General features: G+C 51.9%; 14 protein-coding genes and 4 tRNA genes. 15 read left to right on the top strand and 3 right to left on the bottom strand.

Annotated elements, in window-relative coordinates:
- Positions 1–124: 124 nt before the first annotated feature.
- On the top strand, positions 125–1,162 hold the full coding sequence (murB, locus tag PAG01S_RS21385; RefSeq protein WP_062759697.1) for a UDP-N-acetylmuramate dehydrogenase: 1,038 nt from the start codon (positions 125–127) through the stop codon (positions 1,160–1,162).
- A complete protein-coding gene (gene birA, locus PAG01S_RS21380) occupies positions 1,159–2,118 on the top strand; it encodes a bifunctional biotin--[acetyl-CoA-carboxylase] ligase/biotin operon repressor BirA (protein WP_010261004.1) in 960 nt (319 codons plus the stop codon). The genes murB and birA overlap by 4 nt, the downstream gene beginning before the upstream one ends.
- A 43-nt stretch (positions 2,119–2,161) precedes the next feature.
- Here birA and coaA read toward each other — a convergent pair whose 3' ends face one another.
- Positions 2,162–3,109 carry a type I pantothenate kinase gene (gene coaA, locus PAG01S_RS21375; RefSeq protein WP_081114168.1) on the bottom strand — a complete coding sequence of 316 codons (948 nt, stop codon included), beginning with the start codon at positions 3,107–3,109 and terminating at the stop codon, positions 2,162–2,164.
- Positions 3,110–3,357: 248 nt separating this feature from the next.
- Positions 3,358–3,852, bottom strand: a complete 495-nt coding sequence (locus PAG01S_RS21365; protein ID WP_062759693.1) for a hypothetical protein — start codon at positions 3,850–3,852, stop codon at positions 3,358–3,360.
- 37 nt (positions 3,853–3,889) lie between these two features.
- On the opposite strand from PAG01S_RS21365, the gene PAG01S_RS21360 reads away from it, so the two are divergent.
- From PAG01S_RS21360 to rpoC, 13 genes are all read left to right on the top strand, one after another.
- Positions 3,890–3,965, top strand: a tRNA-Thr gene (locus PAG01S_RS21360).
- Positions 3,966–3,972: 7 nt separating this feature from the next.
- Positions 3,973–4,057 (top strand) — tRNA-Tyr (locus tag PAG01S_RS21355).
- A gap of 191 nt (positions 4,058–4,248) precedes the next feature.
- Positions 4,249–4,323 (top strand) — tRNA-Gly (locus PAG01S_RS21350).
- 5 nt (positions 4,324–4,328) lie between these two features.
- A tRNA-Thr gene (locus tag PAG01S_RS21345) sits at positions 4,329–4,404 on the top strand.
- A gap of 108 nt (positions 4,405–4,512) precedes the next feature.
- Positions 4,513–5,697 (top strand): elongation factor Tu, encoded by a 1,185-nt coding sequence (tuf, locus tag PAG01S_RS21340; protein WP_010261012.1) that lies wholly within the window; start codon positions 4,513–4,515, stop codon positions 5,695–5,697.
- Positions 5,698–5,928: 231 nt separating this feature from the next.
- Positions 5,929–6,312 carry a preprotein translocase subunit SecE gene (gene secE / locus PAG01S_RS21335; protein WP_008927141.1) on the top strand — a complete coding sequence of 128 codons (384 nt, stop codon included), beginning with the start codon at positions 5,929–5,931 and terminating at the stop codon, positions 6,310–6,312.
- 1 nt (position 6,313) lies between these two features.
- Entirely contained in the window at positions 6,314–6,859 is a 546-nt protein-coding gene (gene nusG / locus PAG01S_RS21330) for a transcription termination/antitermination protein NusG (protein WP_003848088.1), read from the top strand.
- 147 nt (positions 6,860–7,006) lie between these two features.
- A complete protein-coding gene (rplK, locus tag PAG01S_RS21325; RefSeq protein WP_006121495.1) occupies positions 7,007–7,435 on the top strand; it encodes a 50S ribosomal protein L11 in 429 nt (142 codons plus the stop codon).
- A gap of 3 nt (positions 7,436–7,438) precedes the next feature.
- Positions 7,439–8,143 carry a 50S ribosomal protein L1 gene (gene rplA / locus PAG01S_RS21320; RefSeq protein ID WP_010261038.1) on the top strand — a complete coding sequence of 235 codons (705 nt, stop codon included), beginning with the start codon at positions 7,439–7,441 and terminating at the stop codon, positions 8,141–8,143.
- Between the two features lie 365 nt (positions 8,144–8,508).
- On the top strand, positions 8,509–9,006 hold the full coding sequence (rplJ, locus tag PAG01S_RS21315; RefSeq protein ID WP_003848098.1) for a 50S ribosomal protein L10: 498 nt from the start codon (positions 8,509–8,511) through the stop codon (positions 9,004–9,006).
- A gap of 65 nt (positions 9,007–9,071) precedes the next feature.
- A complete protein-coding gene (rplL, locus tag PAG01S_RS21310; protein ID WP_008927142.1) occupies positions 9,072–9,434 on the top strand; it encodes a 50S ribosomal protein L7/L12 in 363 nt (120 codons plus the stop codon).
- Positions 9,435–9,764: 330 nt separating this feature from the next.
- Positions 9,765–13,793 (top strand): DNA-directed RNA polymerase subunit beta, encoded by a 4,029-nt coding sequence (gene rpoB / locus PAG01S_RS21305; protein WP_010261046.1) that lies wholly within the window; start codon positions 9,765–9,767, stop codon positions 13,791–13,793.
- Positions 13,794–13,923: 130 nt separating this feature from the next.
- Positions 13,924–18,147 carry a DNA-directed RNA polymerase subunit beta' gene (gene rpoC / locus PAG01S_RS21300; RefSeq protein WP_010261049.1) on the top strand — a complete coding sequence of 1,408 codons (4,224 nt, stop codon included), beginning with the start codon at positions 13,924–13,926 and terminating at the stop codon, positions 18,145–18,147.
- 55 nt (positions 18,148–18,202) lie between these two features.
- On the opposite strand, the gene PAG01S_RS21295 is transcribed toward rpoC, so the two are convergent.
- Positions 18,203–18,385, bottom strand: coding sequence for a DUF1127 domain-containing protein (locus tag PAG01S_RS21295; protein WP_010261051.1), 183 nt, complete (start codon positions 18,383–18,385; stop codon positions 18,203–18,205).
- Positions 18,386–18,503 lie beyond the last annotated feature (118 nt).

Below are 18,503 nucleotides of genomic sequence, written 5' to 3'. Positions count from 1 at the left end.
GAAAGTGCGGGGCTTTTTTACGTCCGCAGATCGTGAAAAACCTCATCATAACCCCCGAAAACAGCCTGAGAACCCCTCTCTGATACGGTAAACTACGGCCAGATAACTCAGTAAAGGCCGTCAAATGTCCAGCCAGCATCCCTCCTTAAAAGCCGACAATACGCTTGGGCTTGAAGTACATACACAGAAACGCATCGTCGCCGAGACGCCAGCCGCCATTCTGGCAGCATGGCAGGCCAGCCAGAGTGATCAAACGCCTTTCCTCGTGCTCGGTGAAGGCAGCAATGTCCTCTTCCTGGAAGATTTTGCCGGTACAGTGGTGCTGAACCGCATCAAAGGCATCAAAATTCAGGATGAATATGAGTGCTGGAAATTGCACGTCGGGGCAGGTGAGAACTGGCATCAGCTGGTTAAAAGCACGCTGGAAAAAGGAATCACAGGCCTGGAAAATCTGGCGTTGATCCCTGGTATGACCGGTTCGGCACCGATTCAGAACATAGGTGCTTATGGCGTGGAATTAAAAGACGTCTGCGAATACGTGGATGTACTTAATCTGCACAGTGGTCAGACAGAACGTCTCGATCGTGAAGCCTGTGAGTTTGGCTATCGTGACAGCATTTTTAAACATCACTACCAGTCAGGCTATGTCATCGTCGCAGTCGGGATAATATTGCCTAAGCAATGGCAACCGGTATTAACCTACGGCGATCTGAAAACGCTCAATCCGGTGACGGCCAATGCCTGGGATGTCTATCACGCGGTATGCCAGATGCGGCAGAGCAAATTACCCGATCCGAAAGTCACCGGTAATGTAGGCAGCTTTTTTAAAAATCCTGTCGTCACCGAGGCGCAGTGCAGCTCACTACTGACGCATTTTCCGACTATGCCACACTATCTGATGCCAAATGGTGAAATCAAACTGGCAGCAGGATGGCTTATCGATCAGTGCCAGCTGAAAGGTTATCGCATCGGGGGCGCGGCAGTTCACCAGCAACAGGCACTGGTGCTGATCAACGCTGAAAATGCCACTCCCGACGATATCGTTGCGCTGGCAAAAACCGTACGCGCTCAGGTTGGTGAAAAATTTGATGTCTGGCTTGAGCCCGAAGTGCGCTTTATTCAGGCGCAGGGTGAGTGTAATGCCGTCGGGGTGATCGCATGAAAGACCATAATGTTCCGCTAAAGCTGGTTGATATCTTATCTGATGGTGAGTTCCATTCCGGTGAGCAGCTGGGTGAAACGCTGGGCATGAGTCGCGCAGCCATAAATAAGCATATCCAGACGTTAAAAAGCTGGGGTCTTGATGTCTATACCGTGACAGGTAAAGGTTACAGTCTCTCTGCCCCGATACAGCTGCTGGATGAGCAGGCGATACTCTCACAGGTTACGCAGGGTAACGTCTCGGTAATCCCGGTGATTGATTCCACAAATCAGTATCTGCTGGAACGTATGCATGAAATGGAGTCGGGTGCTGCCTGCATTGCGGAATATCAGCAGGCGGGTCGAGGCCGTCGTGGCCGTCAGTGGTTTTCGCCCTTTGGCGCGAACCTCTACATGTCTATGTACTGGCGTCTGGAGCAGGGGCCGGCAGCGGCGATGGGTCTGAGCCTGGTAATTGGCATTATCATGGCTGAGACATTACGTTCATTAGGGGCCGATGATGTCCGCGTAAAATGGCCCAATGATATTTACCTTAACGATCGTAAACTGGCGGGTATTCTGGTCGAACTGACAGGTAAAACCGGCGATGCTGCGCAGATCGTGATTGGTGCAGGGATTAACCTGGCGATGCGAACAGCCGATGCATCACAGATTAATCAGGGCTGGATTAACCTGCAGGAGGCCGGGGTAACGGTAAACCGCAATGAGCTGGCGGCACGTCTGATCAACAGTCTGCGCGAAGCTCTGCCGCTCTTTGAGCAGGAGGGATTAACCCCGTTTGTCGCACGCTGGGCTGCGCTGGATAACTTTATTAACCGGCCGGTTAAGCTGCTTATCGGTGAACGTGAGGTCCATGGTATTGCGCGAGGCGTAGACAGCCAGGGTGGCCTGTTACTGGAACAGGATGGCGAAATAAAAGCCTGGGTGGGTGGAGAAATATCACTGCGTCCTGTCTGAGTAAAAAAAGCCTGCAGCAGCGCAGGCTTTTTTATGACAGCAGTTATTTACGCAAGCGAACCTTATCGACTGCATGATCGCCACTTTTGGTCATAATCAGGCTGGCTCGTTCGCGCGTCGGCAGGATATTTTCCTGCAGGTTAAGCCAGTTAATCTCTTTCCATAAATTACCGGCGATTTCAATCGCTTCTGCCTCTGAAAGCTGGGCGTAATGATGGAAATAGGAGTCCGGATTGGTAAATGCGCCCTGGCGGAATTTCAGGAATCGATTGATATACCAGCTTTGCAGGAGATCTTCCTCTGCATCAACATAGATAGAAAAATCGACGAAGTCTGAAACAAAGACATGATGGGGATCGTGGGGATAGTCCATTCCACTCTGTAATACATTCAGACCTTCCAGAATCAGAATATCAGGCTGCTGTATCACTTTATCGCCATCAGGGATGACATCATAAATCAGATGTGAATAGACCGGTGCGGTGACCTGACTGGCTCCCGACTTCAAATCGGAGACGAAATTGACCAACCGGTGCATATCGTAGGATTGCGGGAATCCTTTTTTCTTCATTAACCCACGCTCTTTCAGCACGGCATTAGGATGAAGGAAGCCATCAGTAGTGATCAATTCGACTTTGCGATGTTCAGGCCAGCGGCTGAGCAAAGCCTGCAAGACGCGCGCAGTAGTGCTTTTACCGACCGCTACGCTACCCGCAATACTGATGATATAGGGGATTTTCTGGCCATTGGTGCCCAGAAATTGCTCCAGTACAGCCTGCCGGCGAACGTTTGAACTTATATAAAAATTAAGCAGACGCGAAAGTGGCAGATAAATTTCCGCTACTTCCTCCAGCGAGAGATCCTCGTTGATGCCCTCCAGCTGCGCGATCTCTTCCTCTGACAGCGTCATAGGTACGGAATCACGTAATGCAGCCCATTGCTCACGAGTGAACTCTAAATAAGGCGTTGTCAGGGGGGTCGTTTTATCCATAAGCATGCATCTGACCGCAAATTCACGGCTATCAACCGCGTGTTATCCGATAAGCAGGACAGCACAGGTGAAGTGAATCACGAATCGCTGGTTTATCAGTGAGAACAATGGGCTGGAGGGTATCACCAGTATGGCTTTTAACAGAAGTAAAAAGATAAACGTGATCTCGCTTTCGTCGGCATACCCACAAAACATCATGGTGGCTTTAATTTTTACTGCTTTATCGTTGTTTATGATATTGCAGTTCATCACAGCGCATGTGCGGCTTTCATCTGCTTTTTACATTCCTGACAGCGTCTGAATGACAAAACGCCGCCATAAGGGCATAGAGAGAGGCTTAGGCGGTACAGATTCAATATGTCCCATAAGAACTTCAGCAAAAGAACAAACGGCGTAGAGTCATTTTGAAAGGCTCCACGCCTGGTCATCGTCGTACCGACATAAGGGACACGCATGTCAAAACAGGCCTGCTTTCTACAGAAAAGCGCCTGCACCTGATAAAAAAGCGCAGGCGAGGTCAAAAAAGCATCGTTCGGTACAAGTGTCTGAAATAAAAATGCTGCCCGCAGATCATTTACCTGCTGAAGAACGACCCAGGGAGAGGCGTGCGGCATTAGCGCGAGTCGACTGATCCTATGAAAACAGGACCAGATTGCACAAATATTCTGCACAAAAACACTAAAATGCGATGATTTGCACAAATAGTAAGCGATAGAAAAAAATAAGCGATTTTTTAGTTGCATCCAGAGCCCGACCTTCCTAGAATGCGCTCCACTTGATGCCGGCTTAGCTCAGTTGGTAGAGCAACTGACTTGTAATCAGTAGGTCACCAGTTCGATTCCGGTAGCCGGCACCATCAAGTAGGTGGGATTCCCGAGCGGCCAAAGGGAGCAGACTGTAAATCTGCCGTCACAGACTTCGAAGGTTCGAATCCTTCTCCCACCACCATCTCAACCTCGCGGTTGGGTACGCAGATAAACAACCTGTTTATCTGTCAGGTGAGTCACTTATCACCCTGAATTCAGACTGAGCGTTAGCGAAGTCAAAGTCGGTCAGTTTCGCTGACAGGCAGTAGATAATAGAGAAACATCTCTGTTATCTGCAAGCTACAGAAAGAACAGGTAGCCGAGTTCCAGGATGCGGGCATCGTATAATGGCTATTACCTCAGCCTTCCAAGCTGATGATGCGGGTTCGATTCCCGCTGCCCGCTCCAGATGTGCTGATATGGCTCAGTTGGTAGAGCGCACCCTTGGTAAGGGTGAGGTCCCCAGTTCGACTCTGGGTATCAGCACCACTTCCTTTAATCTCCCTCCTGATTTTCTCTGTAACTTCCTTGCAGTCAGGCATTGCCTGGTTAATGTGATGATATCATTGATATATCCGTGTCTTAGAGGGACTAGCGATGGCTAAAGAGCAATTTCAACGTAACAAACTGCACGTAAACGTGGGCACCATCGGTCACGTTGACCACGGTAAAACCACCCTGACTGCAGCTATCACTACCGTACTGGCTAAAACCAACGGCGGCCAGGCTCGTGCATTCGATCAGATCGACAGCACGCCTGAAGAAAAAGCCCGCGGTATCACCATCAACACCGCACACGTTGAGTATGAGACTGCTGCACGTCACTACGCTCACGTTGACTGCCCAGGCCACGCCGACTATGTGAAAAACATGATCACCGGTGCTGCGCAGATGGACGGCGCGATCCTGGTTGTTGCTGCGACTGATGGCCCAATGCCACAGACCCGTGAGCACATCCTGCTGGGTCGTCAGGTTGGCGTTCCTTACATCATCGTGTTCCTGAACAAGTGTGACATGGTTGATGATGAAGAGCTGCTGGAACTGGTAGAGATGGAAGTACGTGACCTGCTGTCACAGTACGACTTCCCAGGCGATGACACCCCGATCGTTCGTGGTTCTGCTCTGAAAGCGCTGGAAGGCGTTCCTGAGTGGGAAGCAAAAATCGTTGAGCTGGCTGAACACCTGGACAACTACATCCCGGATCCAGTCCGTGCGATCGACATGCCGTTCCTGCTGCCAATCGAAGACGTATTCTCAATCTCTGGCCGTGGTACCGTTGTTACCGGTCGTGTTGAGCGCGGCATCGTTAAAGTCGGCGACGAAGTTGAAATCGTGGGTATCAAAGATACTGCGAAATCAACCTGTACCGGTGTTGAGATGTTCCGTAAGCTGCTGGACCAGGGTCAGGCAGGCGAAAACTGTGGTGTTCTGCTGCGCGGTATCAAGCGTGAAGACATCCAGCGTGGCCAGGTTCTGGCTAAGCCAGGCTCAATCAAGCCGCACACCCAGTTCGAGTCAGAAGTTTACGTTCTGTCTAAAGACGAAGGTGGCCGCCATACTCCGTTCTTCAAAGGCTATCGTCCACAGTTCTACTTCCGTACAACTGATGTAACCGGTTCAGTAGAGCTGCCAGAAGGCGTTGAGATGGTCATGCCAGGCGACAACATCAAAATGGTTGTTACCCTGATCCACCCAATCGCAATGGACGAAGGTCTGCGCTTCGCAATCCGCGAAGGTGGCCGTACCGTTGGCGCGGGTGTTGTTGCTAAAGTTATCGCATAATTACCGATAACGTTTGACGCAATGCACACGGAAAGGGCATCATTTGATGCCCTTTTTGCACGCTGTTTCATAGAACCTGGCTCATCAGTGATTTTTTGAATCATAATCATTGCTGAGACAGGCTCTGTTATGCGGCGTTGGATACCGAGTTACGCCCCAAAAGCTCATTCGGTTTGGACGCCTCGCACTGCGGGGCAGAATAGTTTCTGAATTATTGTGGCAGGTTGGTTTATGAGTGCGAATACCGAAGCTCAAGGGAGCGGGCGTGGCCTGGAAGCGGTAAAGTGGGTAGTAGTCGTGTTACTGCTGCTTGCAGCGATTGTAGGTAACTACCTCTATCGTGATGTGTCACTGCCACTGCGTGCTTTAGCCGTAGTTGTACTGATTGCAGCGGCTGGCGGCATTGCGCTTTTAACGACCAAAGGCAAAGCGACCGTGGCTTTTGCTCGTGAAGCAAGAACAGAAATGCGTAAGGTTATCTGGCCAACCCGCCAGGAAACGCTGCACACCACGTTAATCGTTGCCGCGGTTACTGCCGTGATGTCACTGATTTTGTGGGGGCTGGATGGTATTCTGGTCCGTCTGGTATCGTTTATCACTGGCCTGAGGTTCTGAGATGTCTGAAGCTCCAAAGAAACGCTGGTACGTCGTACAGGCGTTTTCCGGTTTTGAAGGCCGCGTAGCACAATCGCTGCGCGAGCATATCAAATTGCACAACATGGAAGAGCTGTTTGGCGACGTCATGGTTCCGACTGAAGAAGTCGTTGAAATTCGTGGTGGCCAGCGTCGTAAGAGCGAGCGCAAGTTTTTCCCGGGATACGTACTGGTTCAGATGGTGATGAATGACGCCAGCTGGCACCTGGTACGCAGCGTCCCACGCGTGATGGGTTTCATCGGCGGTACATCTGACCGTCCGGCACCTATCAGCGATAAAGAAGTTGATGCGATCATGAACCGTCTGCAGCAGGTCGGCGACAAGCCTCGTCCGAAAACGCTGTTTGAGCCAGGTGAAATGGTTCGCGTTAATGACGGTCCTTTTGCTGACTTTAACGGTGTGGTTGAAGATGTGGATTACGAGAAGAGCCGCCTGACGGTATCCGTTTCCATCTTTGGACGTGCGACGCCGGTTGAGCTCGACTTCGGTCAGGTAGAGAAAGGTTAACCTCTTTCCGCTCACAAATTAGCTGTTGCAGCAGGCGCGAAATTTAACTACAATTTCGCGCCTTTTGTTTTTATGCGCTGGCAACAGCGTGTAAATCGTTATCACGGGGAGCCTTTACAGGCGCTATAACCCAATTGAGGAAATATCATGGCTAAGAAAGTCCAAGCCTACGTCAAGCTGCAGGTTGCAGCTGGTATGGCGAACCCAAGTCCACCGGTTGGTCCAGCTCTGGGTCAGCAGGGTGTTAACATCATGGAATTCTGCAAAGCGTTCAACGCTAAGACCGAATCTCTGGAAAAAGGTCTGCCGACTCCTGTTGTTATCACCGTATACAGCGACCGTTCTTTTACCTTCATTACCAAAACGCCCCCGGCTGCCGTACTGCTGAAAAAAGCAGCGGGCATCAAGTCTGGTTCTGGTAAGCCGAACAAAGATAAAGTCGGTAAAGTGACTCGTGCTCAGGTACGTGAAATCGCAGAAACCAAAGCTGCGGACATGACTGGTTCTGACGTTGAAGCGATGACTCGCTCAATCGAAGGTACTGCTCGTTCCATGGGCCTGGTAGTAGAGGACTAAGAAATGGCTAAGCTGACCAAGCGCATGACCGTAATTCGCGACAAAGTTGACGCGACCAAGCAGTATGATATTGCTGAAGCTGTTGCTCTGCTGAAAGAACTGGCTACTGCCAAGTTCGTTGAAAGCGTTGACGTTGCTGTCAACCTCGGCATTGATGCACGTAAATCTGATCAGAACGTTCGCGGCGCGACCGTTCTGCCACACGGTACTGGTCGTTCAGTACGTGTTGCTGTCTTCGCCCAGGGCGCCAACGCTGAAGCTGCTAAAGCAGCAGGCGCTGAGCTGGTAGGCATGGAAGACCTGGCTGATCAGATCAAGAAAGGCGAAATGAATTTTGACGTTGTTATTGCTTCTCCGGATGCAATGCGCGTTGTTGGCCAGCTGGGCCAGATTCTGGGTCCACGTGGCCTGATGCCAAACCCGAAAGTCGGTACTGTAACGCCTAACGTTGCTGAAGCGGTTAAGAACGCTAAAGCGGGTCAGGTTCGTTATCGTAACGACAAAAACGGCATCATCCACACTACCATCGGTAAAGTGGACTTTGACGCTGACAAACTGAAAGAAAACCTGGAGTCTCTGCTGGTTGCGCTGAAAAAAGCAAAACCATCTCAGGCGAAAGGCGTGTACATCAAGAAAGTTAGCCTTTCAACCACCATGGGCGCCGGCGTTGCCGTTGACCAGGCTGGTCTGAACGCAACAGCAAACTAATTGCTGCTTGAAACGGGCGAAAAATTCACCTAGAATCTTACGCCCGTTGTTCTGTTATTAACGGAACAGGACACCAGAGAGCCAGAACTGATTGTTGCGTGTATCGCCTTTCCCTCTGACTCTGCTGCGTCGCACAGAATTTAGGTTGGAGCCAGGCCTTATCCTGGCCTCCGTCCAAGACCGCAGGAGCTGCTTATCTCCGGATATTCCGCTTAATACCCTGCGTAGACGGTGACAGAACCAAAAGAATTTTTTCTTAGCTGGATTCTGCTCACCGTGTTCGAGCGCTTATTTCCCCTTGGGGTGAGTAAGTGAAGTGAGTTCCGGGGAAATCCTTTCCCGGTCAAATCCAGGAGCAAAAGCTAATGGCATTAAATCTTCAAGACAAACAAGCGATTGTTGCTGAAGTCAGCGAAGTAGCCAAAGGTGCGCTTTCAGCGGTTGTTGCGGATTCCCGTGGCGTTACCGTTGATAAAATGACCGAACTGCGTAAAGCAGGCCGTGAAGCTGGCGTTTACATGCGTGTTGTTCGTAACACCCTGCTGCGCCGCGTCGTTGAAGGAACTCAGTTTGAGTGCCTGAAAGACACGTTTGTTGGTCCGACCCTGATTGCATATTCTATGGAACACCCGGGCGCTGCTGCTCGTCTGTTCAAAGATTTCGCGAAAGCGAATGCAAAATTTGAGGTCAAAGCTGCAGCCTTTGAAGGTGAGCTGATCACGGCGGCCAATATTGACCGTCTGGCAACGCTGCCGACCTACGAAGAAGCACTGGCACGTCTGATGTCGACCATGAAAGAAGCCGCTGCCGGCAAACTGGTCCGCACTCTGGCTGCTGTACGCGATGCAAAAGAAGCGGCTTAAGGCCATCTTCTTTTCTTCGTACTTGCTTACGTATAAACTTTTTCTGATTCTTAGGAACAATTGTCATGTCTATTACTAAAGACCAAATTCTGGAAGCTGTTGCAGCGATGTCCGTAATGGAAGTAGTTGAGCTGGTTTCTGCTATGGAAGAAAAATTCGGCGTTTCTGCTGCTGCTGCTGTAGCTGTTGCTGCGGGCCCGGCTGAAGCTGTTGAAGAAAAAACTGAATTCGACGTAGTCCTGAAAGCTGTTGGCCCGAACAAGGTTGCAGTAATCAAAGCCGTACGTACTGCAACTGGTCTGGGCCTGAAAGAAGCCAAAGATCTGGTTGAAGCAACTGGCGTAATCAAAGAAGCGATCAGCAAAGATGACGCAGCTGCACTTGAAGCTGCTCTGAAAGAAGCTGGCGCTGAAGTTGAAGTTAAGTAAGACAGCCTTCGGGTTGCAGTCTGAGTAGTTTCAGGCTGATGGCTGGTGACTTTTTGGTCACCAGCCTTTTTGCGCTACAGGGTCTCAATGGGGTTTCACACTGTTTGTCCATTGTTACTCTTCAATATCTTTCTCTATCGACGACTTAATATACCGCTCTACCTGTGCGGGTTCCCTGCCCTCGCAACAGCGATGAAATGATTTAAGCGTGATAGAAAGAGGTATTGCACTGCTGCTGCGCAGCCAGTGAATCAAACAAAATCGTGTTGCATGAACTGTCCTGTCAGGACGGACAGCGTGGGTCGACTTGTCAGCTAGCTGAGGAACCCTATGGTTTACTCCTATACCGAGAAAAAACGTATTCGTAAGGATTTTGGTAAACGTCCGCAAGTACTGGACATACCTTATCTCCTTTCCATCCAGCTCGACTCGTTCCAGAAGTTTATCGAGCAAGATCCAGAAGGTCAGTACGGACTGGAAGCTGCATTCCGCTCTGTATTCCCTATTGCGAGCTACAGCGGCAACTCTGAGTTGCAGTATGTCAGCTATCGCCTGGGTGAACCTGTCTTTGACGTGAAAGAGTGTCAGATCCGTGGCGTGACCTATTCGGCACCGCTGCGCGTGAAACTGCGTCTGGTGGTCTATGAGCGCGAAGCGCCAGAAGGCACCGTAAAAGACATTAAAGAACAAGAAGTCTACATGGGCGAAATTCCGCTCATGACCGACAATGGTACCTTTGTTATCAATGGTACCGAGCGCGTTATCGTTTCTCAGCTGCACCGTAGTCCTGGCGTGTTCTTTGATAGCGATAAGGGTAAAACCCACTCATCGGGTAAAGTGCTCTACAACGCACGTATCATCCCTTACCGCGGTTCATGGCTCGACTTTGAGTTTGACCCGAAAGATAACCTGTTTGTCCGTATTGACCGTCGTCGTAAGCTGCCGGCCACTATCATCCTGCGTGCGTTGCAGTTCACTACACCTCAGATCCTCGATATCTTCTTCGAGAAAGTGGTGTTTGAAATTCGCGACAACAAGCTGCAGATGGAGCTGGTGCCTGAGCGCCTGCGCGGTGAAACTGCGACCTTCGATATCGAAGCGAACGGCACCGTCTACGTCGAAAAAGCACGCCGTATTACTGCGCGCCATATCCGTCAGCTGGAAAAAGATGGCATTCAGCACATCGAAGTTCCGGTTGAATATATCGCGGGTAAAGTGGTCGCTAAAGACTACATCGATGAGAGCACCGGTGAGCTGATCATTGCAGCGAACATGGAACTGTCACTGGATCTGCTGGCCAAACTGAGCCAGTCCGGTCACAAGCGCATCGAAACGCTGTTCACCAACGATCTGGACCACGGTCCATATATGTCCGAGACCCTGCGTGTCGACCCAACCAGCGATCGTCTGAGCGCACTGGTTGAGATCTACCGCATGATGCGTCCTGGTGAGCCGCCAACACGCGAAGCAGCAGAGAACCTGTTTGAGAACCTGTTCTTCTCTGAAGATCGTTACGATCTTTCTGCTGTGGGTCGTATGAAGTTCAACCGTTCATTGCTGCGTGATGAAATCGAAGGTTCAGGCATCCTGAGCAAAGATGACATCATCGAAGTGATGAAGAAGCTGATCGACATCCGTAACGGTAAAGGCGAAGTGGACGATATCGACCACCTCGGTAACCGTCGTATTCGTTCAGTCGGTGAAATGGCTGAGAACCAGTTCCGTGTCGGTCTGGTCCGTGTTGAGCGTGCGGTGAAAGAGCGTCTGTCACTGGGCGACCTTGATACCCTGATGCCACAGGACATGATCAACGCGAAGCCAATTTCGGCCGCGGTGAAAGAGTTCTTTGGTTCCAGCCAGCTTTCTCAGTTTATGGATCAGAACAACCCGCTGTCAGAGATTACGCACAAACGTCGTATCTCTGCTCTCGGCCCGGGTGGTTTGACGCGTGAGCGTGCCGGCTTCGAAGTGCGTGACGTACACCCAACGCACTACGGTCGTGTCTGCCCAATCGAAACCCCTGAAGGCCCGAACATCGGTCTGATCAACTCCTTGTCTGTGTATGCACAGACCAACGAGTACGGTTTCCTTGAGACGCCTTACCGCCGTGTTATCGACGGTCTGGTTTCTGACGAGATTCACTACCTCTCTGCTATCGAAGAGGGTAACTACGTTATCGCTCAGGCGAACGCCCCTCTTGATGATAACGGCGCGTTTGTTGATGACCTGGTCACCTGCCGTAGCAAAGGCGAATCAAGTCTGTTCAGCCGCGATCAGGTTGACTACATGGACGTTTCGACTCAACAGATCGTTTCTGTCGGTGCGTCACTGATCCCGTTCCTGGAACACGATGATGCTAACCGCGCCCTGATGGGTGCGAACATGCAACGTCAGGCCGTTCCGACTCTGCGTGCTGATAAGCCGCTGGTTGGTACGGGTATGGAACGTGCTGTTGCCGTTGACTCCGGTGTAACTGCCGTTGCCAAACGTGGCGGTACCGTACAGTACGTCGACGCATCACGTATCGTTATCAAAGTTAACGAAGACGAAATGCATGCTGGCGAAGCCGGTATCGACATCTACAACCTGACCAAATATACCCGTTCTAACCAGAACACCTGCATCAACCAGATGCCATGTGTTTCTCTGGGTGAGCCGGTTGAGCGCGGCGACGTGCTGGCAGATGGCCCGTCCACCGATCTGGGTGAACTGGCACTGGGCCAGAACATGCGCGTAGCGTTCATGCCGTGGAACGGTTACAACTTCGAAGACTCCATCCTGGTCTCCGAGCGTGTGGTTCAGGAAGATCGCTTTACGACTATCCACATTCAGGAACTGGCTTGCGTGTCGCGTGACACCAAACTGGGGCCGGAAGAGATTACCGCTGATATCCCGAACGTGGGTGAAGCTGCACTCTCTAAACTGGATGAGTCAGGCATCGTCTACATCGGTGCTGAAGTGACCGGTGGTGACATTCTGGTTGGTAAGGTTACGCCAAAAGGTGAAACCCAGCTGACGCCAGAAGAGAAACTGCTGCGCGCTATCTTCGGTGAAAAAGCCTCTGACGTGAAAGATTCGTCACTGCGCGTACCGAATGGCGTGTCAGGCACCGTGATCGACGTTCAGGTCTTTACCCGCGATGGCGTGGAAAAAGACAAGCGTGCGCTGGAAATTGAAGAGATGCAGCTGAAGCAGGCCAAGAAAGACCTGTCTGAAGAACTGCAGATTCTGGAAGCGGGCCTGTTCAGCCGTATCCAGAACGTATTGATTTCTGGTGGCGTTGAAGCAGACAAACTGGACAAGCTGCCGCGCGAGCGCTGGCTGGAACTGGGTCTGACTGACGAAGCCAAGCAAAACCAGCTGGAGCAGCTGGCAGAGCAGTACGACGAGCTGAAGCACGAGTTTGAGAAAAAACTCGAAGGTAAGCGTCGTAAAATCACCCAGGGCGATGATCTGGCACCAGGCGTGCTGAAAATCGTTAAGGTTTATCTGGCTGTTAAGCGTCAGATTCAGCCGGGTGACAAAATGGCAGGCCGTCACGGTAACAAAGGTGTTATCTCTAAGATCAACCCGATCGAAGATATGCCTTACGATGAAAACGGCACGCCGGTTGACATCGTTCTGAACCCGCTGGGCGTACCATCGCGTATGAACATCGGTCAGATTCTGGAAACCCACCTGGGTATGGCAGCGAAAGGCATCGGCGAGAAGATCAACGCCATGCTCAAAAAGCAGGAAGACGTCGCGAAACTGCGCGAATTCATCCAGCGCGCCTATGACCTGGGTAGCGATCTGCGTCAGAAAGTTGACCTGAACACCTTCTCCGACGACGAAGTATTGCGTCTGGCTGAGAACCTGAAGAAAGGTATGCCAATCGCCACTCCGGTGTTTGATGGCGCGAAAGAGAGCGAAATCAAAGAGCTGCTGCAGCTCGGCGGCTTGCCTTCTTCCGGTCAGATTACCCTGTTTGACGGCCGTACCGGTGAGCAGTTCGAACGTCAGGTAACCGTTGGCTACATGTACATGCTGAAACTCAACCACCTGGTTGATGACAAGATGCATGCGCGTTCAACCGGTTCCTACAGCCTGGTTACTCAGCAGCCGCTGGGTGGTAAGGCACAGTTCGGTGGTCAGCGCTTTGGTGAGATGGAAGTATGGGCACTGGAAGCATATGGTGCCGCGTATACCCTGCAGGAAATGCTTACCGTTAAGTCTGATGACGTCAACGGCCGTACCAAGATGTATAAAAACATCGTTGACGGTAACCATCAGATGGAACCGGGCATGCCGGAATCCTTCAACGTACTGTTGAAAGAGATTCGCTCGCTGGGTATCAACATCGAGCTGGAAGACGAGTAACCCCCTTTTCAGGCTGCGGTTCGCCGCCGCCTGAAAGCGCAGGGTTTAAAGCGCTCGCAATTGTACTGGTTACGGGGCGTTCAATTTCGGTTGGACGCCCTCTGAGTCTCACTCCGACGGGAGCTAATCCGTGAAAGACTTACTTAAGTTTCTGAAAGCGCAAACTAAGACCGAAGAGTTTGATGCGATCAAAATTGCGCTGGCTTCGCCAGACATGATCCGTTCCTGGTCTTTTGGTGAAGTGAAAAAGCCAGAAACCATTAACTACCGTACTTTTAAGCCAGAGCGCGATGGTCTGTTCTGTGCCCGTATCTTCGGGCCGGTAAAAGACTATGAGTGCCTGTGCGGCAAATACAAGCGCCTGAAACACCGTGGTGTGATTTGTGAGAAGTGCGGCGTTGAAGTGACCCAGACTAAAGTACGCCGTGAGCGTATGGGCCACATCGAACTGGCGTCGCCGACTGCGCACATCTGGTTCCTGAAGTCACTGCCATCGCGTATCGGCTTACTGCTGGATATGCCACTGCGTGACATCGAGCGCGTGCTCTACTTTGAATCTTACGTGGTAATCGAAGGTGGCATGACCAACCTCGAGAAGCGTCAGATTCTGACTGAAGAGCAGTACCTTGACGCTCTGGAAGAGTTCGGTGACGAGTTCGACGCCAAAATGGGCGCCGAAGCGATCCAGGCCCTGTTGAAAAACATGGATCTGGAGCAGGAGTGCGAGCAGCTGCGTGAAGAGCTGAACGAAACTAACTCCGAAACCAAACGTAAAAAACTGACCAAGCGCATCAAGCTGCTGGAAGCGTTCGTACAGTCTGGCAACAAGCCAGAGTGGATGATCCTGACCGTGCTGCCTGTTCTGCCACCGGATCTGCGTCCGCTGGTACCGCTGGATGGTGGCCGTTTCGCAACGTCGGATCTGAATGATCTCTATCGTCGCGTGATCAACCGTAACAACCGCCTGAAACGCCTGCTGGATCTGGCTGCGCCAGATATCATCGTGCGCAACGAAAAGCGTATGTTGCAGGAAGCGGTCGATGCACTGCTGGACAACGGTCGTCGCGGTCGTGCGATCACCGGTTCCAACAAGCGTCCGCTGAAATCGCTGGCTGACATGATCAAAGGTAAGCAGGGTCGTTTCCGTCAGAACCTGCTGGGTAAACGTGTCGACTATTCTGGTCGTTCGGTTATCACCGTAGGTCCATACCTGCGCCTGCATCAGTGCGGTCTGCCGAAGAAAATGGCACTCGAACTGTTCAAACCGTTCATTTACGGCAAGCTGGAACTGCGTGGCCTGGCCACCACCATCAAAGCCGCGAAGAAAATGGTTGAGCGCGAAGAAGCGGTTGTCTGGGATATCCTCGACGAAGTGATCCGTGAGCACCCGGTTCTGCTGAACCGTGCGCCTACGCTGCACCGTCTGGGTATTCAGGCCTTTGAACCGGTTCTGATCGAAGGTAAAGCAATCCAGCTGCACCCGCTGGTTTGTGCGGCATATAACGCCGACTTCGATGGTGACCAGATGGCTGTTCACGTACCGCTAACGCTGGAAGCCCAGCTGGAAGCGCGTGCGCTGATGATGTCGACCAACAACATCCTGTCACCTGCGAACGGCGAGCCAATCATCGTTCCTTCTCAGGACGTTGTACTGGGTCTGTACTACATGACCCGTGACTGTGTTAACGCCAAAGGCGAAGGCATGGTGCTGACTGGCCCGAAAGAAGCTGAGCGTATTTATCGCGCTGGCCTCGCATCGCTGCATGCTCGCGTTAAGGTGCGTATCACCGAACACGAGAAAAATGAGCAGGATGAGTGGGTTGCTAAAACCAGCATCATCGACACCACTGTTGGCCGTGCCATCCTGTGGATGATCGTGCCAAAAGGTCTGCCTTTCTCCATCGTTAACCAGGCGCTGGGCAAAAAAGCTATCTCCAAAATGCTGAACACCTGTTACCGCATTCTGGGCCTGAAGCCGACCGTTATCTTTGCTGACCAGACCATGTACACCGGTTTCGCTTACGCAGCCCGTTCAGGCGCGTCTGTCGGCATCGACGACATGGTTATTCCAGAGAAGAAAGTGGAAATCATCACCGAAGCGGAAGCAGAAGTGGCTGAGATCCAGGAGCAGTTCCAGTCTGGTCTGGTAACCGCCGGCGAACGTTACAACAAAGTCATCGATATCTGGGCAGCGGCCAACGAACGTGTTGCCAAGGCGATGATGGAAAACCTCTCAACCGAAACCGTTATTAACCGTGACGGCGTAGAAGAGCGACAGGTTTCCTTTAACAGCATCTTTATGATGGCTGACTCCGGTGCGCGTGGTTCTGCTGCACAGATTCGTCAGCTGGCCGGTATGCGTGGTCTGATGGCGAAGCCAGATGGCTCCATCATCGAAACACCAATCACGGCGAACTTCCGTGAAGGGTTGAACGTACTCCAGTACTTCATCTCAACCCACGGTGCTCGTAAAGGTCTGGCGGATACCGCACTGAAAACGGCGAACTCCGGTTATCTGACGCGTCGTCTGGTTGACGTTGCACAGGATCTGGTTGTTACCGAAGATGACTGTGGTACACACGAAGGCATCATGATGACACCTGTCATCGAAGGTGGCGATGTTAAAGAGCCACTGCGTGAACGTGTACTGGGTCGTGTGACCGCTGAAGACGTTCTGAAGCCGGGTACTGCTGACATTCTGGTTCCACGCAACACGCTGCTCGATGAGCACTGGTGTGACGTGCTGGAACTGAACTCAGTCGATAGCCTGAAAGTCCGCTCAGTAGTAGGTTGTGAAACCGACTTTGGTGTGTGTGCGCATTGCTATGGTCGCGACCTGGCACGTGGTCACATCATCAACAAAGGTGAAGCGATCGGTGTTATCGCGGCACAGTCCATCGGTGAGCCAGGTACACAGCTGACGATGCGTACGTTCCACATCGGTGGTGCGGCATCACGTGCGGCTGCTGAATCCAGCATTCAGGTGAAGAACAAAGGTACCATCAAGCTGACCAACGCTAAGTCGGTAACGAACTCGGCAGGTAAGCTGGTGATCACCTCGCGTAACGTTGAACTGAAAATGATCGACGAATTTGGTCGTACCAAAGAGAGCTATAAAGTTCCTTATGGTTCTACCATGGCGAAAGGTGATGGTGAGCAGGTTGCAGCGGGCGAAACCGTCGCAAACTGGGATCCGCATACCATGCCAGTCATCACCGAAGTGGGCGGTTTCATTCGCTTCACGGACATGGTTGATGGCCAGACCATTACCCGTCAGACAGATGACTTAACCGGTCTTTCTTCGCTGGTGGTTCTGGACAGTGCTGAACGTACTGCGGGCGGTAAAGATCTGCGTCCTGCGCTGAAAATTGTTGATGCCAACGGCAACGACGTTCTGATCCCGGGCACCGACATGCCGGCTCAGTACTTCCTGCCTGGTAAAGCGATTGTTCAGCTGGAAGATGGCGTGAAGATCAGTGCTGGTGACACGCTGGCGCGTGTTCCGCAGGAATCTGGCGGTACCAAGGATATTACCGGTGGTCTGCCACGCGTTGCTGACCTGTTCGAAGCGCGTCGTCCGAAAGAGCCAGCTATTCTGGCGGAGATCAGCGGCATCATCTCCTTCGGTAAAGAGACCAAAGGTAAGCGTCGTCTGGTCATCACTCCGCTGGATGGCAGTGAGCCGTACGAAGAGATGATTCCGAAATGGCGTCAGCTGAACGTGTTCGAAGGTGAACGTGTTGAGCGCGGTGACGTGGTTTCCGATGGCCCAGAGTCTCCACATGACATCCTGCGCTTGCGTGGCGTGCATGCGGTGACCCGTTACATCACTAACGAAGTGCAGGAAGTTTACCGTCTGCAAGGCGTTAAGATTAACGATAAGCACATCGAAGTCATCGTTCGTCAGATGCTGCGTAAAGCAACCATCGTGAGCGCAGGAAGTGCAGACTTCCTGGAAGGTGAGCAGGCTGAATTCTCTCGCATCAAGATCTCTAACCGTGATCTGGAAGCGAACGGAAAAGTTGGCGCAACCTTCATGCGTGACCTGCTGGGTATTACCAAAGCGTCACTGGCTACCGAATCGTTCATCTCTGCAGCATCGTTCCAGGAAACCACGCGTGTCCTGACCGAAGCAGCAGTAGCAGGTAAGCGCGATGAACTGCGCGGCCTGAAAGAGAACGTAATCGTGGGTCGTCTGATCCCGGCCGGTACCGGTTATGCGTACCATCAGGATCGTATGCGCCGCAAAGCGGCAGGTGAAGTTCCGGTTGCACCGCAGGTTACTGCGGATGAAGCCTCAGCCAGCCTGGCTGAACTGTTGAACGCCGGTCTCGGCGGCAACAAAGACGATTAATCGTCCTTTGCCTGATAAAAACCCTGCCTCGGCAGGGTTTTTTTTTGTCTCTGATTCAGACATTCCAGTCGTTGCGGCCAAGGCCAATGTCTTTCAGCTGACTGTCACTCAGCTTCGACAGGATGACGCGCGTCTCACGCCTCAGCTGCCAGCGTTTATAACTGCGCCAAAGATAGCGAACCAACTGGTAAGGCGTGCCTGTAAACGGTTTAGCTGCGCGATTCTCGTCGTATCCCATGATAGTGCCCTCAGTGAATTGTCTGAGGACTATTCTCAGCGGATCGCTCTGTATGATACAGACGCAAAAATCACCTTTCTTTAACATACAGATTGCGGTAATGGCGATCTGAATGGTA

Source organism: Pantoea agglomerans NBRC 102470, from assembly GCF_001598475.1.
GTDB classification, from domain to species: Bacteria; Pseudomonadota; Gammaproteobacteria; order Enterobacterales; family Enterobacteriaceae; genus Pantoea; species Pantoea agglomerans.
Note: the sequence above shows the minus strand (reverse complement) of the source record. Positions and strands in the feature narration are given on the sequence as shown.